Here is a 20,368-nt window from a genome sequence, read left to right as displayed (position 1 = left end):
CGATGCCGGATCGTGCCAAGATCCTGCTGGTCGACGACCGCGAGGAGAATCTCATCGCGCTCGAGGCCATCCTCAGCTCGCTCGACCTGGTGCCGGTGCGCGCCCGGTCGGGCGAGGAGGCGCTCAAGGCGCTGCTCAACACCGAGTTCGCGCTCATCCTGCTCGACGTGCGGATGCCGGGCATGGACGGGTTCGAGACGGCCGCGCACATCAAGCGACGCGAGCGGACCAAGAACATCCCGATCATCTTCCTGACGGTCGTGGACAGCGCTCCCGACTACGCCTTCCGCGGCTACGCGGCGGGCGCCGTCGACTACCTGACCAAGCCGTTCGACCCGTGGGTGCTGCGGGCGAAGGTCTCGGTGTTCACCGAGCTGCACAACATGAACAAGCGGCTGGCCGAGCAGGCGTCCCTGCTGCGCGAGCGGGTCTCCGGCGAGCTGCCGCCCGGGGTGAGCGATCACGCCTCGGTGCTGCCGGAGCTGTCGCGGCGGCTGACGGCGGTGGAGGACGAGCTGGCCCGGATCCGGGAGCTCGTCCGCAAGGCCCAGGACCAGTCGCTGGCCGCTCCGCTGTCCGACCTCACGGAGCGCGTCGGCCACCTGCGGGCCGGGTTCGACGCCCTCTCCTGACCTCCGCGTCCCGGCCGGCCGGGACGCCGGGGCCGGTCAGTGGCGGGCGCGTTCGAGGGCGTCCCAGAAGCCGCGGCGCAGCGCGTGGCGGACCTCGTCGTGCAGCAGGAAGTCGATCGGCAACGACGATCCCTGCAGCAGCCGCGCCTCCAGGTCGGAGGGCATGCGGGGCTTGCGGGCCAGCACGGCCTCCAGCCACAGCGCGGGCGCGTCCCTGGCGACGGACTCGCCGAAGTCGTGCCCCTCGCGGTGGGCGGCCTTGACGGCGTCGGCCAGCGTGGTGGCGCCCGACGTGGCCGCCGCCGGGACGACGGGCGCGGCCTGCGGCCCGGTGTAGGAGCCGAGCTGCGGCGGGTAGGCGCTGCCGGCGGACGAGGCGAACTGGCCGGTGCTCGGCGACTGCAACGGGGGCTGGGGCGCGGGCTGGACGGGCGGCTGCACCGGGATGGGCCCGGTCGCCGGCGCCGCGGGCGGCGGCTGCTGCTCGATCTGGTAGTTGGAGTAGGTCGGCAGCACCGGCGGCGTGGACGGGGACGACTGCCCGCGCCCGGACGACGAGGCCGACCCGTTGGCCGCGGCGTGCTGCCCGATCGAGCCGCCCACAGAGCCACCCACGGAGCCGCCCATCGGGCCGCTCATCGAGCCGCCCGCCGAGGACGAGCCGGCCGCGTGGCTGCCGGAGGAGGGCGAGGTGATCGGCGGCAGCGACGCCGGCTGCCCGTTGCTCAGCGGCTGGTGGTGCCCGTTGGAGGACTCGCCGGCGCCCGACACCATCGCCACGTAGGGACGCAGGTGCACGGCCCCCAGCTCGACCAGGTCGTCGCACTCCTGGCGCAACGTCCGCGAGACGGCCCAGCCGCCCTCGGCCGCGATGTGGATGACGGTGACCCGCATGCCGAGGTCCTGGGCGTCGCAGACGACCTGCGCCAGGTCCTCGTCGCCGCTGACGACCACCGCGTCGCAGATGGCGTTGTTGCGGGCCAGCGTCATGAGGTCGCGGTGGACCTGGGCGTCGACGCCCTCGCGCCGGCCCGGCCTGATGCGCGACAGCCTGAGCTTGAGCCCCGGGATGTCGGCCAGCGCGTCCTGCTCGGGCGTGCGCCGGCCCTCGACCGTCGCTTCGTACCAGTAGCACCGCAGCAGCGGCAGGCCGGTGCGCTCGCGCGACAGCCCGGTCAGCAGCTGGAGCAGCCCCGGGTAGTCCCATGCGACCGCCTCGCGATGGCGGGTGCCGTGCACGGCCATCGCCCCGTCAGCCAGCAGATAGCCAGCGTCCACGAACAGCGCGCAGCGATCCACTGACACCGCCCCTTTCCTGGTGGTCCGACCTTGCCGGCTCTGCACCGTCAGAGACCGGACTCGGCGGCCCTCTCTCAGGGTAATGAAAGCGGGTGATCGCGCGAGGGTTAATCCCGACGATTCGCCCCTCGCCCGCCGATGCGCCGGACCACGCGGGCAGATCGTACCAGTTTGTCCCATTTATGGTGACGATCGCGCACGCACGCTCAACGCGGCCACACCGAACAGGACGACGTCCTTGTCCGTGGCGATCGTCAGCCCGGGATCGGCCCCGAGCTCAGCGCCGACCGTATCGACGTCCACGCCGAACGTCATCCCCGCCACGCCGCCCGCGGAGCCGTCGAAGGCGTTGGCCCGGTCGCGGTCGCCGCCCGCCGGGGTGAGGGACCCGGCGCCGAGCGAGACCCGGTCGCCCGCGAGGCCGGCGTCCCCCTCCCAGGTCACCAGCTCGACCCGCGCCGGGGCGGCGGCCGGGGTGAGCCCGCCGATCGGGACGCGCACCCGCCGCCGCGAGCCGCCGACGACGGTGGCCGTGTCGAGCACCACGGCCTGGCTGTAGGGCCGGCGGGGATCGGTGACGACCAGCACCAGGCTCCATCCGGCGTAGCGCGCCACGCCCTCCGCCAGCGGCGCGTCGGCCGCCCACCACAGGCCGCTCCTGCGCGCCCCGGCCGCCAGCATGCTCACGTCGGCGAACGCCTGGTAGACGGGCCCGCTGGGCAGCTCGCGCAGCGCCACGTGCGAGGGGTGGACGGTGACGTACGAGTGCCGCCCCGGCGGCCGCACCTTGATCGGCCCCGCCCGGCCCGCGCTCGCCGACCAGTAGAGCCCGGCCCACACCACCCGCCCGCCCGCCGGCAGGCTCAGCCGGGCGGCGCTGGACGAGCGCGTCTCCGGCACGTCGTCGCGGTCGAGCGCGGCCATCGGCCACAGGTCGTTGTCGCGCTGGTCGCCCCGCCGCCTCCGGGCCTCCGCGCAGCCCGCCCGCCCCTCGGGGCAGCTCAGCAGGGAGTTGCCGGCGGCCCGCACGGTGACCCTGCCCTCGGTGGCGAACCTGGCCGGCGCGCCGCTCGCGCGCACCCCCTCCTCGGCCCGCGCCCGCACCCGCAGCGGCCCGGCCTCGATCCGCACGGCGGGGCCCGCGCCCTCGGGCGCCCCCTCGGCGACCAGCACCCGCAGGAACACCGCCGTGCCCTCGCCCGCCCGCAGCGACGCCCTGGAGCAGCGGGCGCCGCCGCCGGTGGGACGGCAGGCCCAGCCGTCCACCGTGCCCACCGGCTCGCCGAGCGCGGCGGCCTGGTGCTGGCGCGCGGTGGGGACGAGCCGCACGCCCTCCGGCAGCTCGACCAGCGCGGCCAGCGCGCCGCTGGGCGCGTCGCCGTCGTTGCGCAGCCGGATGCCGACGATGCCCGGCTGCGCGCGGACGAGCGCGCCGAGGGCGGCGATGGTGGCCCGCAGCCGGGCCTGCCCGGGTGGCCTGCTCGCGGCGGGCGGCACCCGCGCGGGCCGCCTGCCCGGCGCCGGCAGGGCGGGCACCACGATGGGCGGGGCGCCGGAAGGCGGCGGGCCGGCCGGCGCGGTGGCGCCGGACCGGCCGGCCGGCGTGTCGCCGGAGACCAGCAGCAGCGCGACGACCACGGTGACCGCGACCGCGAGGCCCGCGGCCAGCGTGACCCGCTGGCGCCGGGGCGCCCGCCGCAGCGCGCCGAGGGCCCGCAGCACCCCGGCCGCGCCGCCGCGCGGGCCGCCGCCCAGGGCGGCGGCGTACCCGCCGAAGAGCGGGCCGGCGAACAGCGGCCCCACCATGACCCGCAGCCCGCGGGTGACGTCGGCCAGCTCCAGCAGCACGCCGTGGCACTCCTCGCAGCCGCGGGCGTGCTCGCCGATCGCCCGGAACTCGCGCCGGGCCAGGCCGCCCTTGACGTAGGCGCTCATCCCGGCCAGCACGGGACGGCACTCGCGCGGCGGCCGCGAGGCCAGGTGGAGCCGCAGGTACGCCTGCCGCAGCCCGTCGCGGGCCCGCCGGGCCAGGACCGCCACGCCGGCCGGCGGCAGCCCGAGCAGGAGCGCGACCTCGGCGGGCCGGCTCCGCTCCACCTCGACGTGCCACAACACGGCCCGCCACCGCTCGGGCAGCGACAGGTAGGCGCGGGCGATGAGCGACCTCTCCAGCCCGGCGAGGGCGGGATCGACGAACGGCTCCCCCGGGTCGTACGCCTCGAACCCGCCCGCGGCGAGCCGCCGGCTCCGGACGCGGGAGCGGTCGTGGACGGTGCGCCGCACGACGGTCAGCAGGTAGGTGCGGAAGCCGGACTCGGGGCCGCCGCCCCGGCCCACCAGGTCGAGGATCTTCGTGAACGCCTCGGCGACGACGTCGTCGACCTCCGTGCCGCGGACGAGCTGGCGGGCCAGCGCGCGGGCGGCGGCGACGTGGCGCTCGTAGAGCTGCCTGAAGGCGGCGGCGTCGCCCTGTCTGGACGCCCGCAGGAGATCCGCGTCGCTGCGCGGCGTTTCCACACTCATGGTGACCTCACGATTACGTGGAGTTGCCCCGCGCAATCATTCCGCATCCCCCGTCATGGCTAAACCGCGATGCCGCCTTTGCCTGGAGCCCCGGCGCGGCGCCGGGCGGGCCGGTGCGCGTACCGGCCAGGACCCTAAGCTTGGACGCATGACAGATCGCGACAACCTGCTGGCCGAGATCAAGAAGAAGGCCGTCGTCCACGGCAAGGTCACGCTCTCCTCGGGCATGGAGGCCGACTGGTACCTCGACCTGCGCCGGATCACGCTCGACGGCGCGGCCGCGCCCCTCATCGGCAAGGTGATGCTCGACCTGACCGACGACCTGGCCTACGACGCGGTGGGCGGGCTCACCCTGGGGGCCGATCCGGTGGCGGCTTCGATGCTGCACGCGGCGGCGGCGCGCGGGCGCGCGCTCGACGCGTTCGTGGTGCGCAAGGCGGCCAAGCAGCACGGCCTCCAGCGCCGCGTCGAGGGCCCCGACGTGGCGGGGCGGCGGGTGCTGGCCGTGGAGGACACCTCGACCACCGGCGAATCGGTGCTGACCGCGGTGGAGGCGCTGCGCGAGGCCGGGGCCGAGGTGGTGGCCGTGGCCACGATCGTCGACCGGGGGGCGCGCGAGCGGGTGGCCGGCGAGGGGCTGGAGTACCGGACGGCGTACACGCTGGACGACCTGGGGCTCTGAGCGCGGGCCCGGGGTCCTAGCCGGAGGCGCGCACCGTGAACGCCTGCCGCTCGCCCTGCTTCCCCGGCGGGCGGGGCTCGCCGTTCTCGGTGACGCGGACCGTGCCCGCGTCGCTGACCACGACGTCCAGCTCGGGCTCGAAGTAGTTGACCTCCTCGCCCCTGCTCATCTCGCGGTGCTGGAGCACGTCGCCGCCCGGCACCCGTACGGTGACGGTGGGGCAGGTGTCGGCCAGGCACTCGATGCGCACGGTGGGCACCTGCGCGCTGGACCGCCCCACGGGGGTGGCCGGCGCGGAGGCGTGCTCGCGCTCGCGCTCGGCCTGCGACGGCGTGCCCAGCGTGCCGATCAGCGCGCGAGCGCCGACGACCAGGAGCGTCACCAACGCGCCCGCCGCCACGACGGCGAGCGCCAGGCGGGCGATGCCCATCGGATCCGACCTGTGGCGTCCCACACAGGGAGCGTACCGCGCGGTATGCCGGTCTTCCCGATCTCGCGTCAGATCTCTCGCGTCAGATCCCGCGTCAGAACGGGTCGCCGACGCGGTGGTGCTTGCCGCTGGGCGCGGGCAGCCGCCTGGCCTCGCGGCGCTTCTTGACCACCTCGACGGCGATGGGGATCAGCGAGATCAGCACGATGAGGAAGACGCCCGGCAGGATGTACTTGTCGATCTGCTTCGGGTCGACCTGGCCGCCGAGGACGTGACCGAGCACGAGCAGGCTCTCGACCCAGACCACGCCGCCGACGGCGTTCCAGATCAGGAATCGCCGGGACGGCATCTCCAGGACGCCCGCGACGGGATTCATGAACGTCCGCACGATCGGTACGAACCTGGCCAGAATGACCGCCTTGGCCGGACCGAACTTCTCGAAGAACTCCTCGGCCCGCAGCACGTGCTCCCTCTTGAACAACCGGGAATCGGGTTTGTCGAAGAGTTTGCGGCCGAAACGCGCGCCCAGGAAATGCCCGAGCTGCGCGCCGGCGATCGCGCACAGCGGGGTGCCGACGAGCAGGAGCGGGTAGGACAGCGGCTCGATGCCGACGCCCGCCGCGACCGAGGCCGAGCTGAAAATCCCCGCCGCCACCAGCAACGAGTCGCCGGGCAGGAAGAACCCGAGCAGCAGACCCGTTTCGGCGAAGATGATGGCCAGCACGCCGATCGTGGCGAAAGCGCCGAGAATCGTGAGCCACCACGTCGGGTCGAGGAGATTCAAAAGCCAGTCCACGCGCAGAGCCTACCCTCAGCGGGCATGGGGGACGTGTCGCTCCGGCGGGCGTTGTGTCTACCACGGCGGGTAGTGAGCCGGAATACTGGGGCCTGGCGCACAGCCGTAACTTCTCAGGGAGATGAATCATGCCTATTGCGACTCCAGAGGTCTACGCTGAGATGCTCGACCGGGCCAAGGCCGGCGGATTCGCCTACCCGGCGATCAACGTGACGTCCTCGCAGACGTTGAACGCCGCGCTGCGGGGGTTCGCCGAGGCGGAGAGCGACGGCATCGTCCAGGTCTCCACCGGCGGCGCCGAGTTCCTGTCCGGCACGACGGTCAAGGACATGGTCACCGGCGCGACCGCCCTGGCCGAGTACGCCCGCATCGTCGCCGAGAAGTACCCGGTCACGGTGGCGCTGCACACCGACCACTGCCCCAAGGACAAGCTCGACGGCTTCATGCGGCCGCTCGTCGACATCTCCCTGGAACGCGTTTCCAAGGGTCTCGACCCCCTCTTCCAGTCGCACATGTGGGACGGCTCGGCCGTTCCGCTGGAGGAGAACCTGGAGATCGCCAAGGAGCTCCTGGAGAAGTGCTCCAGGGCCCGGATCATCATGGAGATGGAGATCGGGGTGGTCGGCGGCGAGGAGGACGGCGTCGTCGGCGAGATCAACGAGAAGCTGTACACGACCTCCGGCGACGCGCTGGCCACCGCCGAGGCCGTGGGCGTCGGCGAGCAGGGCCGCTACATGCTGGCCGCGACCTTCGGCAACGTGCACGGCGTCTACAAGCCGGGCCACGTCAAGCTGCGCCCGTCCGTGCTGAAGGACATCCAGGAGGCGGTCGGCGCCAAGTACGGCAAGGACAAGCCGTTCGACCTGGTCTTCCACGGCGGCTCCGGCTCGTCGCTGGAGGAGATCCAGGAGGCCATCTCGTACGGCGTGGTGAAGATGAACATCGACACCGACACCCAGTACGCCTTCACCCGCCCGATCGCCGAGCACATGTTCCGCAACTACGACGGCGTCCTCAAGGTGGACGGCGACGTCGGCAACAAGAAGACCTACGACCCGCGCTCCTACGGCAAGGCCGCCGAGGCCGGCATGGCCGCCCGCGTCGTCGAGGCGTGCCGGCACCTCAAGAGCGCTGGGACGAAGATCTCGTAGCCACGATCCCGGCCCGGCGGGTATGACTTGTCCTATGGATAACCTTCTCGCCGGGCCACCCCCGACTCACCTGCCGGACCTGCCCGAGGCCAAGGAGGCGCTGGAGGCCGGCGCCAAGGCCTCCGACGTGGCGGCCCGCTTCCCCGCCTACCCGGCGGCCTGGGCCTCGCTCGCGGAGGAGTACTTCGCCCAGGGGCACGCGGTCACCTCCTACGCCTTCGCGCGCACCGGCTACCACCGCGGCCTCGACCAGCTCCGCCGCAGCGGCTGGAAGGGCCACGGTCCCATCCCCTGGGAGCACGAGCCCAACCGCGGTTTCCTGCGCTGCCTGTACGCGCTGTCCAGGGCCGCCCAGTCCATCGGCGAGAAGGACGAGGCCGAGCGCTGCCTGCAGTTCCTCAAGGACAGCACGGAAAGCGGCTACGAGGCCCTGACGAAGGGCTAGCCGCGCGGCCCCTTGGGACGAAAGGGCACGTTCGGGTAGTCTCTCTACGCAAGAGCCCCTGTCGCACTTGCGCCAGGGGTTTCGTTTTGTGCTCGGGAGACTGAACCATGCCGGCTGCCGTTCTCGTTGGTGCCCAGTGGGGCGATGAGGGCAAGGGCAAGGCCACCGACCTGCTCGGTGGCGACGTCGATTACGTCGTCCGCTATCAGGGGGGCAACAACGCGGGCCACACGGTCGTCATCGGCGACCAGAAGTACGCGCTGCACCTGCTGCCCACGGGAATCCTGTCACCGGAGGTCGTACCGGTGATCGGCAACGGCGTGGTCATCGACCCCGGCGTGCTGCTCAGCGAGATCGACGGCCTGGCCGAACGCGGCATCTCCGCCGAGCGGCTGCTGATCTCGGCCAACGCCCACCTGATCATGCCCCACCACAAGGCCCTGGACAAGGTCACCGAGCGCTACCTGGGCAAGGCCAGGATCGGCACCACCGGGCGCGGCATCGGCCCGGCGTACGGCGACAAGATCGCCCGGATGGGCGTGCGCGTGCAGGACCTGCTCGACCCCGGCATCCTGGCCAAGAAGATCGAGGTCGCGCTGACCGAGAAGAACCAGGTGCTCACCAAGGTCTACAACCGGCGCGGCATCGAGCCGCAGGCGGTGCTGGAGGAGTACCTCGCCTACGCCGAGCGGCTCAAGCCGCACATCGCCGACACCTCGCTGGTGCTGTCGAAGGCGCTGGACGAGGGCAGGTTCGTGCTGCTGGAGGGCGGCCAGGGCACGCTGCTCGACATCGACCACGGCACGTACCCGTTCGTGACGTCGTCCTCGCCCACCTCGGGCGGCGCGTGCGCCGGTGCGGGCATCCCGCCGAACCGGCTCACCAAGATCATCGGCATCCTCAAGGCGTACACCACCCGCGTCGGCTCGGGCCCGTTCCCGACGGAGCTGACCGACGAGATGGGCGACTGGCTGCGCACCACCGGCGGCGAGTACGGCGTCACCACCGGCCGCAACCGCCGCTGCGGCTGGTTCGACGCGGTGATCGCCCGCTACGCCACCCGGATCAACGGCATCACCGACTACTTCCTCACCAAGCTGGACGTGCTGTCCGGCCTGGAGCGCATCCCGGTGTGCGTGGCCTACGACGTGGACGGCGTCCGCCACGACGAGATCCCGATGACGCAGACCGACTTCCACCACGCCACGCCGATCTACGAGGAGTTCCCCGGCTGGCAGGAGGACATCACCGGCGCCAAGTCCTTCGCGGACCTGCCGCCGAACGCCCAGGCGTACGTGCGCACGCTGGAGGAGATGAGCGGCGCCCCGATCAGCGCCATCGGCGTCGGCCCCGGCCGCGACCAGACCGTGGTGGTCCGCCCCCTGGTCTAGCCCGCGGTCCGCTCCCCGGTGAGCACGGCGGCCGTCATCGGGGTGTGCAGAGTCCAGCCCAGGGTCTCGTAGAGCGCCTGGCCCTCGGCGGTGGCGACGAGGACGCCGGTGCGGGCGCCGCGGGCGGCGGCGCGGGCGGCGAGCGTGCGCATGACGACGGTGCCGAGGCCGCGGCGGCGATGGCCGGCCGCGGTCTCCACCTGGTCCACGACGGCCGTCGTGCCGGAGACGGCGAACTGGCCGCGGGCGGCGACCTCGCCGGCCGCGGTCAGCAGGCGGGCGGCGGTGACGCCGGCCCGGGTGGTGACGGCCAGGGTGTAGCCGGGCGGGGGCTCGGGCGGCGCGGCGCGGGCCAGGCGGGCGGTCATCATGAACTCGCGGTCCTTGACCGTCCAGGGCGGCGGCAGCAGCGGGGCGACGGCCTCGGCAGGGGCGCAGAGCTTGAGCCAGGTGCCGGGCGCGGTGATCCGGGCGGTCAGGTGGCGCAGGAGCTCCGGCGTGGGGGCGGCGACGATGTGGCGGGCCACGTGGCCGGGCAGGCCGACGTCCACGCGCAGGCCCCAGGGCTCGCGTACGGGCTCGGGAGCGTTGCGGGAGATGACCCAGCCGTCGACCCATGCCCGGACTGTGGGGTAATGGGCAGGTTTGAGAACCTCTGCCATAGAGAACAGCCTATTGTCCATTCAGGGTTATCCGACCGGGCGTAGCAGGATAAAAAGGACACGGCGTGGCACTGCCTGATCGGTCCTCCCTCCCGGTAGGGTCCGGGTGTGCGCGTTGAGATTCATGGTCACCGGGGGGCCCGGGGCCTGTGGCCGGAGAACACCCTGCCGGGCATGATCCGCACGATGGAGCTCGGCGTTCACGCGCTGGAGCTCGACGTGGCGCTCACCGCCGACCGGCGGCTCGTGCTCACGCACGACCTGACGGTCTCCGCGGTGACCAGCGCCGACCGGCGGCCGCTCCGCGAGGGCGATCCGCTCTTCCCGTACGTCGGCAAGCCCGTCAACGCCCTCACGCTGGCGCAGCTACGCACGCTCGACGTGGGCGTGCGGCTGCCGCGGCACCCCGAGGACCCGTTCGCGCTCACCCAGGTCGCCATGCCGGAGACCAGGATGCCCACGCTGGGCGCGGTGCTGGGGCTGGTCAACGCCTACGAAGCCGAGAGCGTGCGGCTGCACGTCGAGCTCAAGTCCGACCCCACCAGGCCGGAGCTGACGGCCGATCCCGAGATGTTCACCGACCTCGTGGTGGACGAGCTCGACCGGCACGGCCGGCTCGGCGGCACCGCGATCCTCAGCTTCGACTGGCGGATCGTCCGGCACGCCGCGCGGGTCGCGCCCGGCACGCGCCGCTTCGCGCTCATCGAGCCCGACACCCTGCACTGGCACGACGACCTCGGCCCCGACCTGCCCGCCGCCGCCCGCGCGGCCGGAGCCACCACGCTCTCGCCCGAGCACGTCATGGTGGACGAGAAGCTGATGGCGCAGGCCGCCGCCGCGGAGCTGGACGTCGCGGTCTGGACGGTCAACGACGCCGCGCTGGCGGCCAGGATGCTGGACCTCGGGGTCGCCGGCGTCGTGACCGACTATCCCGATCGCATGCGGGAGCTGTGGCGCGAGCGGGGCCTGGAGCTGCCGGAGCCCGTCGCCCCCCTCAGGCCGGTCGGCGTCTGAGCGGCACGCCCCCGGAGCGGCCGGGGAGCGCGCCCTTCAGAGGCCCTTCAGAGGCCCCTCAGAGCCAGCCGTTGCGGCGGAAGCCGCGGTGCAGGAGCACGCAGGCGGCGACCATCACGGCCAGCACCGCCGGATAGCCCCACACCTGGCGCAGCTCCGGCATGAAGTCGAAGTTCATGCCGTAGATGCCGGCGATCATCGTGGGCACCGCCATGATCGCCACCCAGGAGGAGATCTTGCGCATGTCCTCGTTGGCCAGGGCGTTCGAGCGGGCCAGCGCGGCCTGCAGGATCGAGCTGCACAGCTCGTTGGAGGACTCCACCTGCTCGCACACCCGCGACAGGTGGTCGCCGACGTCGCGGAAGTACTCGCGCATCTCCGACGGGATCACCCGCCGCTGCGGCAGCGCGGACAGCGGCGCCTGCAGCGGCGTGACCGCCCGCTTCATCTCCAGCATCTCCCGCTTGAGCTGGTAGATCCGGTTGATGTCACGGGAGCTGACGTCGGCGAAGACGGTGGCCTCGACCTCCTCCAGCTCCAGCTGCATGAGGTCGGCCACCTGGAGGTACTGGTCGACGACGTGGTCGGCGATGGCGTGCAGCACGCCGGCCGGGCCGCGGCTGAGCAGCTTGGGCTTGTCCTCCAGGCGCTCGCGCACGACGGTGAGCGGGCAGTGCTCGCCGTGCCGGACGGTCACCACGAAGTCCGCGCCGAGGAAGACCATGATCTCGCCGGTGGCGATGATCTCACTGTTGTCGGTGAGCTGGTCGTGGTCGAGGTAGGCGATGGTCTTGAGGACCATGAACAACGAGTCGCCGTAGCGCTCGACCTTGGGACGCTGGTGGGCCTTGACGGCGTCCTCGACGGCGAGCGGGTGCAGACCGAAGACCTCTGACAACCACTCGACCTCGGGGGCGGCGGGCTCGTGCAAGCCGACCCAGACGAAGGCGTTGGCGCCCTCGGCGTCCTTGTTGTGCTCGCGTACGAGGTGCAGGGCCTCGGCGATGCCGGTCGCGGGGACCTTCCTGCCGCGTACGTAGGCGCCGAACTCGACGACCGAGTCGACGGGGGGCACGCAGACCTCGCGGGCGGGCTTCACGATCGGGTGCGCGGCATGCCGCTGCACGGGGTGGCGGTTGATACGACGGAAAAGCGTGGACGAGCGCATGGCAGTCCCTTTCCGCCCGACCTGGCACGCTCCACGCGACGATAAAGTCACCTCACATGCGTGGAGGCACGATCAGGCTGCCGGATTGGAGTGGTCGGGGGCATACGGGGAGTACGTGCGAGAGTGGCACGTACTGCTGGGATCACCAGGATTCATCCCGGACCACCTCCAATCACATGAGACGCCGCAAAGCCGCCTTAACCTACCACAGGCGGGTGAACCTAAACGACGATACCGTTCCGGCGGCGGCCCGCTCAGGTAGAACTCCACAAAGTTTGTCGTCCGTTCCGGCATAAGGTGCAAGGACACCTGGACCGGCTCCGGTGCCCGGGGCCTGCGACAATGGGCGCGTGCGCGTTCTAGTCATTGGTTCCGGTGGGCGTGAGCACGCCCTGTGCCGTTCGCTCCAGCTCGATCCCCAGGTCACCGAGCTCCACTGTGCCCCCGGCAACGCGGGCATCGAGCGGGTCGCGACCGTCCATCCCGTCGATCCGCTCGACCCCGGGCAGGTGGCCGAGCTGGCTACGCGGCTGCGGGCCGACCTCGTGGTGGTCGGGCCGGAGGCGCCGCTCGTGGCCGGGGTCTCCGACGCGGTGCGCGAGGCGGGCATCGCCTGCTTCGGGCCCTCGCGCGAGGCCGCCATGATCGAGGGCTCCAAGGCGTTCGCCAAGGAGATCATGAGGGCCGCCGACGTGCCCACCGCGCGGGCCCGCACGTGCGCCACCGAGCAGGAGGCCGCGGCGGCCCTCGACGAGTTCGGCGCGCCGTACGTGGTCAAGGACGACGGGCTGGCGGCCGGCAAGGGCGTCGTGGTCACCACCGACCGCGAGCTGGCGCTGGCGCACGCGCGCTCCTGCGAGCGGGTCGTCATCGAGGAATACCTCGACGGCCCCGAGGTGTCGCTGTTCGCGCTCTGCGACGGCAGCACCGCCGTCCCGCTGCAGCTCGCCCAGGACTTCAAGCGGCTGCGCGACGGCGACGAGGGCCCCAACACCGGCGGCATGGGCGCCTACACGCCGCTGCCCTGGGCCCCCGAGGGGCTGACCGACCAGGTCATGCGGGAGGTCGTGCACCCGACGATCGCCGAGCTGTCCCGGCGCGGGATGTCCTACCAGGGGGTGCTCTACGTCGGGCTGGCCCTGACGGCGAAGGGGCCGAAGGTCGTCGAGTTCAACGCGCGCTTCGGCGACCCCGAGACCGAGGTCCTGCTCGACCGGCTGGAGACGCCGCTCGGCGGGCTGCTCATGGCCTGCGCCACCGGCGAGCTGGGGCTCGACCCGGTCTTCCGGCCGGGCTCCGCGGTGACCGTGGTGATCGCGGCGGAGGGCTACCCCGAGGCGCCGGTCAAGGGCGACCCGATCGCCCTGCCGGCCGACTCGGGGCACGCGTACGTGCTGCACGCCGGCACCCGGCGGGAGGGCGGGCGGGTCCTGTCGGCCAGCGGGCGGGTGCTGGCCGTGGTCGGCAACGGCCCCGACCAGGAGAGCGCCCGCGCCAACGCCTACGAGCTGGCCGCCCGCGTCGAGCTGCGCGGCTCCCACTACAGGACGGACATCGCCCCGTGAAGCACGTGCACTCCGGCAAGGTACGCGACCTCTACCAGACCGACGACGGCCTGCTGCTGATGGTCGCCTCCGACCGCATCTCGGCCTTCGACCACGTGCTGGAGCCCGGCATCCCCGACAAGGGGGCCGTTCTCACGCAGCTGTCGTTGTGGTGGTTCGAGCAGCTCGAGGACATCGTGCCCAACCATGTGGTGGCGCGTGGCGACGAGGCCCGCAGCGTGTTGTGCCGGCCGCTGACGATGGTGCCGATCGAGTGCGTGGCGCGCGGCTACCTGGCGGGCGGCGGGCTCGGCGAGTACCGCGCCGGCGGCACGGTCTCCGGGGTGCCGCTGCCCGCGGGGCTGGACGACGGCTCCCGGCTGCCGGAGCCGATCTTCACGCCGTCCACGAAGGCGCCCCGGGGCGAGCACGACGAGCCGATCCCGTACGAGCGGGTGGTGGCCGAGGTCGGCGCGGAGACCGCCGAGGAGCTGCGCCGGATCACGCTGGCCGTCTACGCGCGGGGCGCGCGGATCGCCGCCGAGCGCGGGATCATCCTCGCCGACACCAAGATCGAGCTGGGCTGGGACGCCGACGGCGTGCTGACGCTGGGCGACGAGGTGCTGACCCCCGACTCCTCGCGTTTCTGGCCGGCCGACGAATGGAAACCGGGCCGTTCCCAACCTTCTTTTGACAAGCAATATGTACGGGACTGGCTACTTTCGCCCGAATCCAGATGGGACAAATCATCTGGAAACCCCCCACCTCGACTTCCGGACCATGTCGTCGAGCGCACCCGGCAGCGATACCTAGAAGCATATGAACGGCTCACGGGGTCCGCCTTTAGCGGATGATTCGGCTGGGTCATGTGGTGTGAGCGACTACTGTTGGCCCGATCAAGCCCGTCCCCCTCCCATTCAAGGAGCCGCACGAAATGGTCCGTTACCGCGTGCGCGGTGGCAACGCACTGCGTGGAACCGCGTTCATCCAGGGCGCGAAGAACGCCGTGCTCCCCATGATCGGCGCGGCCCTGCTCGCCCCCAAGGGGCGCACCGTGTTGCGCAACGTGCCGATCATCGAGGACGTCCGGCGCGCGGTCGAGCTGGCCGAGGCCGTGGGCGCCTACGTCGAGCTGCACGAGTCCGAGCGCACGCTGGTCATCGACGCCTCCCGGGTGAGCAGCCCCGTGCTGCCCGCCGAGATCGCGCGGCGCTTCCGCGGCTCGGTGCTGTTCACCCCGGCGCTGCTGCACCGCCTCGGCGAGGCGATCGTGGAGGGGGTCGGCGGCTGCAACCTCGGCAGCCGCAACCTCGACTTCCACTACCTCGGCTACAAGCGCCTCGGCGCGGTGGTGGACGAGGAGGAGACCGTCATCCACGTCAAGGCCAGCGGCCTGACCGGCGCGACCCTCTACCTCGACACCCCCTCCCACACCGGCACCGAGAACCTCATCATGGCCGCCTGCCTGGCCAAGGGCACGACCGTGATCGAGAACGCGGCGCTGGAGCCCGAGGTCCTCGACGTCATCGACCTGCTCACCAAGATGGGCGCGCGCATCAGCGGCGGCGGCACCGGGTTCATCACCGTCGAGGGCGTGGAGGAGCTGCACGCCGTCGAGCACATCGTGATGCCCGACCGCCTGGACGCCGGCGTCTTCGCGATGGCCGCGGCCATCACCGGCGGCGAGGTGAGCCTGGTCGGCACCGGCCTCGACCTCGGCGTCGTGCGCTACAAGCTGGAGCAGATGGGCGTGGAGTTCGCCCGCCAGGGCGCGGTGCTGCACGTGCGCTGCGAGGGCCCGCTGCGGCCGATCAACATCATCACCGACACCTACCCCGGCTTCGCCACCGACCTGCAGTCGCCGATGATGACGGTCGCGGCGCTGGCCGACGGCACCAGCTACATCCACGAGCGCATCTTCGACGGCCGCTTCGCGCTGGCCGGCGAGCTCAACAAGATGGGCGCCAGCGTCGAGGTGCGGGGCAGCCGGGCCGTGGTCCGCGGCCGTACCCCGCTGACCGGCACCCAGGTGACCGCGCACGACCTCCGCTCCGGGATCGCACTCGTGCTCGCCGGTCTGGCCGCCGAAGGCGAGACCGTCATCGACTCCGGATACCTGATCGACCGCGGTCACGCGCATCTCGCCGCACGAATGCGCGCGCTCGGCGCGGACATTACACGAGAGATTTCCGAACGCTAAAAAACGTGAGAAAAACCTCGTTGAGCTGCTGAGACATCTTGTCGGGCGGTCAACCAGAACGGCTTTCCGGAAAAGTCGGGCGTGACATTACGGCCCCCGCGAGCGATCGTTCCAAAAGAGAGCACTGCAACGGACGGCAGGATGGGACGAACATTGGTCGAGAGGGCCGAAGAAACTCCCCGAGTGTCACGCCCGGGCGCCATGACACCGGACCTCACCATTGGCGTGGTCGGACCGCACGATCTCGTCGAGCGGGTCATGCTGATGGGTCACGCCGCTGCACCGCTGCCGTGTCGCCTGGTGGCCGCCGCGTACCGCGACGAGCAGGAGGCGCCCGACAAGGTGACGCGGCTCGGTCCCGGTGTCGACGCGTGCCTGTTCGCCAGCCCGGTCCCCTACGACCTGGCCCGGCGTTCCGGCGTGCTGACGATGCCCGCGACATACGTGCAACTCGGCGGAGCAGCATTGGTGGCGGCGCTGGCCAAGGCGGCGCTGGACACCCGCGTGGACCCCCAGCGGGTCAGCATCGACGTGATCAGCCGGGCCGACGTCGAGGAGGCGTACACCGACCTCGGCATCGCGGCCACGGACGTGCACAGCCGCGACGAGCCGGGCGCCACCGGCACGATCGCGGCCTACCACGAGCGACTGGCCCGCCAGGGCGTCACCACGGGAGCGCTCACGTGCCTGCCCGCGGTGGCCGAGCGCCTGCACGCGGCCGGGGTGCCGGTCATCAGGATCCGGCCGACCTCGGCGGCGGTGCGCACCGCGCTGCACACCGCGGCGCTGCTCGGCGCGCACCACCGGCTGGAGGAGTCGCAGCTCACCGTGGTGCTGGTGGAGGTGCCGACGCTGCGCGAGCCGGTGCGCCGCGCCGCGCCGCGCTACTGGCGCGACGAGCTGCGGCTGTCGCTGCACCGGCTGCTGGTCCAGGAGGCGAACCGGATCAACGCCACCGTCTGGCCGATCGACGACCACAGCTATCTGGTCACCGCGACCAGAGGGTCGATCGCGGCGGCCACCGACGGGTTCCGGGTGTTGCCGTTCGCCGCCAGGATCCGCGACGAGCTGGGGCTGGCGGTCGAGGTGGGCGTGGGCATGGGGCGCACGACGCACGACGCGGAGTCGCACGCGCGGGCCGCGCTGGCCCGCACGCAGGCGGGCAAGCAGGCACAGGGCTTCGCGGTGGACCGCGAGGGGCGGGCGCTCATCCCGGCCCCGCGGATGCCGCCGACCGGCTCCACCGCGCTGAAGCCGAAGGGCGTGGAGGTGCTGGCCAGGCTGGCCGCCAAGCTCGAAGGCGGGGACACGGTGGTGGACGCGGAGGGAGCGGGCAAGATGCTGGGGGTCACTCCCCGCACGGCCCGGCGGTTGCTGCGCACGTTGGTTGACGAGGGACTCGCGTGGCCGCTTCCGCCCAACCGCACGCCGCAGCCGGGCCGGCCCCGGCAGCTCTACCGGCTGATCGTGGAGAAGCTGGGGCCGCGTTAGGCGGGTTCCGCCGTCCTTCGCGGCGGCGGAACCGGGGTCACCGGCAAGGCGCGAGGGCCAGGTCGTCGGGGGGGTCGCGGGAGCGCCGTCTTGACTGGCGCTGTCACCGCCGCGCACCTGCGCATTGACTCTCGCGAACTTGTTGGTTGGCCCGCCTGGATGCGGGTATGTTCTCGGACGCCCCCGATCGACACGATTCGGACGGGGGCGCCAATTTTTTCGGCCACCGGCCGCCAGAAGGCCGTTGCGCGGCCCTCCAGCGCCCCTGCGCGGCGCTCCGAGCCCCCAGGCTTCCCAGGGTCAGCACCCGCACGCGACGGCCGCCACCGGAGCCGTGAGCGCGTCGGCCGGGCGGTGGGTGATACCTGAGGCGGTCTCCACGGGAAAGCCCTCCCGCGCCCAGTACTCGAAGCCGCCGATCATCTCCTTGACCGGGTGGCCGAGCCGGGCGAACTCCAGGGCGGCGCGGGTGGCGCCGTTGCAGCCCGGGCCCCAGCAGTAGGTGACGACGAGGGCGCCGCGCGGAATCAACCCGGCCGCCCGGGCGGCGATCTCGGCGGTGGGCAGGTGGACGGCTCCCGGCACGTGGCCCTGGTCCCAGCTCGCCCGGCTGCGGGAGTCCACGACCACCAGGCCGGGAACCGCGGCGGCGAGGTCGGCGGCCACGTCCGAGACGTCGGTCTCGAAGGACAGGCGGGCGGCGAAGTGAGCGACGGCCGCGGCGCTGGGAGCGGCGGGGACGGCTGCGACGGCGGACAACGGGCTCTCCTGCCGGTAGGCGGTGGGGTCAGCAGCGATCCTGGCAGCAGGACCGGCGGCTCGACAGTGGCGCGAACGCCGCCCATCGCTAATATCCCGCCATATTCGCAGTCCGGGATCCGCCAGCTTTTGTCACATCTGCCCGGTATGGTCATGAGCCATGAGTACGAACACCACTGACAACCGCAGCCCGCTCCTCATCTGGGGCGCGCTGGCCATCGTCTACGTGGTGTGGGGCTCGACCTACCTCGGCATCAGGCTCGCCATCGAGACCATGCCGCCGATGCTCAGCGGCTCGATGCGCTTCCTCGTCGCCGCGCTGCTGCTCGGCGCCTTCCTGCTGATCAGGAAGGGCAGGGAGCCGTTTCGCATGTCGGCCCGCCAGTTCGGCGGGGCCGCGCTGGTCGGGCTGCTCCTGCTGACCGGCGGCAACGGCATGGTGGCCGTGGCCGAGCAGCACATCTCCTCGGGCCTGGCCGCGCTGCTCGTGGCGTCGGTGCCGCTGTGGCTGGTGGTGTTCAGGATCGCCTTCAGGGACCGGCCCGCGCTGCTGACGCTGGCGGGCGTGCTGGTCGGCTTCGGCGGGGTCGCCGCGCTGTCGCTCAACGGCGGCGGCGAGTCGGCCAGCACGACCGGCGTCGTGGTGATCCTGCTGGCCTCGCTGTCGTGGTCGATCGGGTCGTTCCTGTCGGCCCGCATCCCGATGCCGCCGAACGTGTGGGCCGCCAGCATGGTCGAGATGGGGGCCGGCGGGCTCGGGCTGGTGGTGACCGGCCTGTCGTTCGGCGAGCGGCTCGACCCCGCCGCCGTCTCCGGCACCTCGTGGGCCGCGCTGGCCTACCTGATCCTGGTGGGCTCGCTGGTCGGCTTCACCGCCTACACCTGGCTGCTCGGCAACGCGCCGATCTCGCTGGTGTCCACCTACGCCTACGTCAACCCGGTCGTCGCGGTCGTCCTCGGCGTGCTCGTGGTGAACGAGACCGTGACGCCGCAGATCATCGCCGGCGGCGCGGTCATCCTGCTGGGCGTCGCCCTGGTGGTCTCCACCGAGCGGCGCGCCAAGGTCACGACCGCGCCGGCCGCCGAGAAGGTCGAGGTCTAGCGCGCGAAGCGGGCGGCCACGGCCAGGAAGGCGTCGTTGGCCTCAGGGTCGGCGATCGTCACCCGGCAGCCCTCCGGGTGGAACGGCCGCACCGCCACGCCCTCCAGCCCGCAGGAGCCGGCGAAGTCGAGGGTGCGCTCGCCGAGCCGCAGCCAGACGAAGTTGGCCTCCGACGGGGGCACCGTCCAGCCCTGCTCGATGAGCGTCTCGCGGACGCGGGTGCGCTCCTTGACCACCCGGTCCACCCGCTCCAGCAGCTCGTCCTCGGCGCGCAGCGAGGCGACGGCGGCGATCTGGGCGAGGTGGTTGACGGCGAACGGCATGGTCGTCTTGCGCACCGCCGAGGCCACCGGCTCGTGCCCGACCAGGTAGCCGACCCGCAGCCCCGCCAGCCCGTACGCCTTGGAGAAGGTGCGCAGCACGCACACGTTGGGCCGGTCGCGGTAGAGCTCGACGCCGTCGGGGACGTCGTCGTCGCGGACGTACTCGCGGTAGGCCTCGTCCAGCACCACCAGCACGTCCTCGGGCACGCGGTCGAGGAAGGCGGTCAGCTCGCGGCGGCGGATCGCGGTGCCGGTCGGGTTGTTGGGGTTGCACACGAAGATCAGGCGGGTGTGCTCGGTCACCGCCTCCGCCATCGCGTCGAGGTCGTGGTCCTCGCCGGCCAGCGGCACCCGTACGGAGGTCACCCCCGCCAGGTCGGCCAGCAGCGGGTAGGCCTCGAACGAGCGCCAGGCGTAGACGACCTCGCCGCCGGGCTCGCCCACCGCCTCCAGGATCTGCTGCGCCACCGTCACCGAGCCGGGCCCGAGCGCCACGTGCTCGGCCGGCACGCCGAGGCGCCGGGCGACGGCCTCGGTCAGCTCGACCGCCGCGGGGTCGGGGTAGCGGTGGATCTGCCGCGCGCCCTCCGCGATCGCCTCCACCACGGACGGCAGCGGGTCGTAGGGGGACTCGTTGGAGGAGAGCTTGTAGGACCGCCCGTCGGGTGCGGCGACCGCCTTGCCCGGTTTGTACGGGGCCATGGTGTCCAGGATCTGGCGGAAACGAGGCATGGCCCTACCTTAATTCCTGCTCGG

General features: G+C 72.3%; 19 protein-coding genes. 11 read left to right on the top strand and 8 right to left on the bottom strand.

Annotated elements, in window-relative coordinates; all coding sequences use genetic code 11:
• Positions 1-2: 2 nt before the first annotated feature.
• Positions 3-632 carry a two-component system response regulator gene (locus AB0H75_RS40230; RefSeq protein ID WP_367805336.1) on the top strand — a complete coding sequence of 210 codons (630 nt, stop codon included), beginning with the start codon at positions 3-5 and terminating at the stop codon, positions 630-632.
• A 36-nt stretch (positions 633-668) separates the two neighbouring features.
• Here the strand turns inward: AB0H75_RS40230 and AB0H75_RS40225 are convergent, their stop codons facing one another.
• Both AB0H75_RS40225 and AB0H75_RS40220 read right to left on the bottom strand, forming a co-directional pair.
• Positions 669-1,931, bottom strand: a complete 1,263-nt coding sequence (locus AB0H75_RS40225) for an NYN domain-containing protein (protein WP_367805436.1) — start codon at positions 1,929-1,931, stop codon at positions 669-671.
• A gap of 180 nt (positions 1,932-2,111) precedes the next feature.
• Positions 2,112-4,454 carry a sigma-70 family RNA polymerase sigma factor gene (locus tag AB0H75_RS40220; RefSeq protein ID WP_367805334.1) on the bottom strand — a complete coding sequence of 781 codons (2,343 nt, stop codon included), beginning with the start codon at positions 4,452-4,454 and terminating at the stop codon, positions 2,112-2,114.
• 148 nt (positions 4,455-4,602) lie between these two features.
• On the opposite strand from AB0H75_RS40220, the gene pyrE reads away from it, so the two are divergent.
• Entirely contained in the window at positions 4,603-5,136 is a 534-nt protein-coding gene (gene pyrE / locus AB0H75_RS40215) for an orotate phosphoribosyltransferase (RefSeq protein WP_367805332.1), read from the top strand.
• A gap of 16 nt (positions 5,137-5,152) precedes the next feature.
• Here the strand turns inward: pyrE and AB0H75_RS40210 are convergent, their stop codons facing one another.
• Entirely contained in the window at positions 5,153-5,590 is a 438-nt protein-coding gene (locus AB0H75_RS40210) for a hypothetical protein (protein ID WP_367805330.1), read from the bottom strand.
• 70 nt (positions 5,591-5,660) lie between these two features.
• The gene (locus AB0H75_RS40205) at positions 5,661-6,362 is read right to left on the bottom strand and encodes a DedA family protein (RefSeq protein ID WP_367805328.1); all 702 of its coding nucleotides are present in this window, start codon (positions 6,360-6,362) and stop codon (positions 5,661-5,663) included.
• A gap of 128 nt (positions 6,363-6,490) precedes the next feature.
• On the opposite strand from AB0H75_RS40205, the gene fbaA reads away from it, so the two are divergent.
• The 3 genes from fbaA (at position 6,491) to AB0H75_RS40190 (ending at position 9,349) form a co-directional block, all read left to right on the top strand.
• Positions 6,491-7,513, top strand: coding sequence for a class II fructose-bisphosphate aldolase (fbaA, locus tag AB0H75_RS40200; RefSeq protein WP_367805326.1), 1,023 nt, complete (start codon positions 6,491-6,493; stop codon positions 7,511-7,513).
• A gap of 34 nt (positions 7,514-7,547) precedes the next feature.
• On the top strand, positions 7,548-7,958 hold the full coding sequence (locus tag AB0H75_RS40195; RefSeq protein WP_367805324.1) for a DUF3151 domain-containing protein: 411 nt from the start codon (positions 7,548-7,550) through the stop codon (positions 7,956-7,958).
• Positions 7,959-8,065: 107 nt separating this feature from the next.
• Entirely contained in the window at positions 8,066-9,349 is a 1,284-nt protein-coding gene (locus AB0H75_RS40190) for an adenylosuccinate synthase (protein WP_367805322.1), read from the top strand.
• On the opposite strand, the gene AB0H75_RS40185 is transcribed toward AB0H75_RS40190, so the two are convergent.
• Positions 9,346-10,011, bottom strand: coding sequence for a GNAT family N-acetyltransferase (locus AB0H75_RS40185; RefSeq protein WP_367805320.1), 666 nt, complete (start codon positions 10,009-10,011; stop codon positions 9,346-9,348). The genes AB0H75_RS40190 and AB0H75_RS40185 overlap by 4 nt on opposite strands.
• A 108-nt stretch (positions 10,012-10,119) precedes the next feature.
• Between AB0H75_RS40185 and AB0H75_RS40180 the strand changes: the two genes are divergently transcribed.
• Positions 10,120-11,025: a glycerophosphodiester phosphodiesterase family protein gene (locus AB0H75_RS40180; protein ID WP_367805318.1), complete on the top strand. Its 906-nt coding sequence runs from the start codon at positions 10,120-10,122 to the stop codon at positions 11,023-11,025.
• A 58-nt stretch (positions 11,026-11,083) separates the two neighbouring features.
• Here the strand turns inward: AB0H75_RS40180 and corA are convergent, their stop codons facing one another.
• The gene (corA, locus tag AB0H75_RS40175; protein WP_367805316.1) at positions 11,084-12,151 is read right to left on the bottom strand and encodes a magnesium/cobalt transporter CorA; all 1,068 of its coding nucleotides are present in this window, start codon (positions 12,149-12,151) and stop codon (positions 11,084-11,086) included.
• Positions 12,152-12,543: 392 nt separating this feature from the next.
• Between corA and purD the strand changes: the two genes are divergently transcribed.
• The 4 genes from purD to AB0H75_RS40155 all read left to right on the top strand — a co-directional run bounded on the left by purD (position 12,544) and on the right by AB0H75_RS40155 (position 17,428).
• On the top strand, positions 12,544-13,758 hold the full coding sequence (gene purD / locus AB0H75_RS40170) for a phosphoribosylamine--glycine ligase (protein WP_367805314.1): 1,215 nt from the start codon (positions 12,544-12,546) through the stop codon (positions 13,756-13,758).
• On the top strand, positions 13,755-14,591 hold the full coding sequence (locus tag AB0H75_RS40165; RefSeq protein ID WP_367805312.1) for a phosphoribosylaminoimidazolesuccinocarboxamide synthase: 837 nt from the start codon (positions 13,755-13,757) through the stop codon (positions 14,589-14,591). Before purD ends, AB0H75_RS40165 begins: the two co-directional genes overlap by 4 nt.
• An 80-nt stretch (positions 14,592-14,671) precedes the next feature.
• On the top strand, positions 14,672-15,937 hold the full coding sequence (murA, locus tag AB0H75_RS40160; protein ID WP_367805310.1) for a UDP-N-acetylglucosamine 1-carboxyvinyltransferase: 1,266 nt from the start codon (positions 14,672-14,674) through the stop codon (positions 15,935-15,937).
• 201 nt (positions 15,938-16,138) lie between these two features.
• Positions 16,139-17,428: a GTP cyclohydrolase IIa gene (locus tag AB0H75_RS40155; protein ID WP_367805434.1), complete on the top strand. Its 1,290-nt coding sequence runs from the start codon at positions 16,139-16,141 to the stop codon at positions 17,426-17,428.
• Between the two features lie 300 nt (positions 17,429-17,728).
• Here AB0H75_RS40155 and AB0H75_RS40150 read toward each other — a convergent pair whose 3' ends face one another.
• A complete protein-coding gene (locus AB0H75_RS40150; protein WP_367805308.1) occupies positions 17,729-18,187 on the bottom strand; it encodes a rhodanese-like domain-containing protein in 459 nt (152 codons plus the stop codon).
• A 160-nt stretch (positions 18,188-18,347) separates the two neighbouring features.
• Here AB0H75_RS40150 and AB0H75_RS40145 point away from each other — a divergent pair, with 160 nt between their 5' ends.
• Complete coding sequence (locus AB0H75_RS40145) at positions 18,348-19,289, top strand: EamA family transporter (RefSeq protein WP_367805306.1); 942 nt, start codon at positions 18,348-18,350, stop codon at positions 19,287-19,289.
• Here AB0H75_RS40145 and hisC read toward each other — a convergent pair.
• The gene (gene hisC / locus AB0H75_RS40140; protein WP_367805304.1) at positions 19,286-20,344 is read right to left on the bottom strand and encodes a histidinol-phosphate transaminase; all 1,059 of its coding nucleotides are present in this window, start codon (positions 20,342-20,344) and stop codon (positions 19,286-19,288) included. The two genes, AB0H75_RS40145 and hisC, sit on opposite strands and share 4 nt — an antisense overlap.
• Positions 20,345-20,368 lie beyond the last annotated feature (24 nt).

Source organism: Nonomuraea sp. NPDC050783, assembly GCF_040802095.1.
In the GTDB taxonomy this organism is placed as follows: domain Bacteria; phylum Actinomycetota; class Actinomycetes; order Streptosporangiales; family Streptosporangiaceae; genus Nonomuraea.
The sequence above is the reverse complement of the archived record's forward strand: the minus strand, read 5'-3'. Positions and strand labels throughout refer to the sequence as shown.

Bases quoted from the DNA above. Each gene is read 5' to 3' on its own strand.
- AB0H75_RS40230 (WP_367805336.1), top strand. From the start codon at position 3: ATGCCGGATCGTGCCAAGATCCTGCTGGTCGACGACCGCGAGGAGAAT.
- AB0H75_RS40220 (WP_367805334.1), bottom strand. From the start codon at position 4,454: ATGAGTGTGGAAACGCCGCGCAGCGACGCGGATCTCCTGCGGGCGTCC.
- pyrE (WP_367805332.1), top strand. From the start codon at position 4,603: ATGACAGATCGCGACAACCTGCTGGCCGAGATCAAGAAGAAGGCCGTC.
- fbaA (WP_367805326.1), top strand. From the start codon at position 6,491: ATGCCTATTGCGACTCCAGAGGTCTACGCTGAGATGCTCGACCGGGCC.
- AB0H75_RS40195 (WP_367805324.1), top strand. From the start codon at position 7,548: ATGGATAACCTTCTCGCCGGGCCACCCCCGACTCACCTGCCGGACCTG.
- AB0H75_RS40190 (WP_367805322.1), top strand. From the start codon at position 8,066: ATGCCGGCTGCCGTTCTCGTTGGTGCCCAGTGGGGCGATGAGGGCAAG.
- AB0H75_RS40185 (WP_367805320.1), bottom strand. From the start codon at position 10,011: ATGGCAGAGGTTCTCAAACCTGCCCATTACCCCACAGTCCGGGCATGG.
- murA (WP_367805310.1), top strand. From the start codon at position 14,672: ATGGTCCGTTACCGCGTGCGCGGTGGCAACGCACTGCGTGGAACCGCG.
- AB0H75_RS40155 (WP_367805434.1), top strand. From the start codon at position 16,139: ATGACACCGGACCTCACCATTGGCGTGGTCGGACCGCACGATCTCGTC.
- AB0H75_RS40145 (WP_367805306.1), top strand. From the start codon at position 18,348: ATGAGTACGAACACCACTGACAACCGCAGCCCGCTCCTCATCTGGGGC.
- hisC (WP_367805304.1), bottom strand. From the start codon at position 20,344: ATGCCTCGTTTCCGCCAGATCCTGGACACCATGGCCCCGTACAAACCG.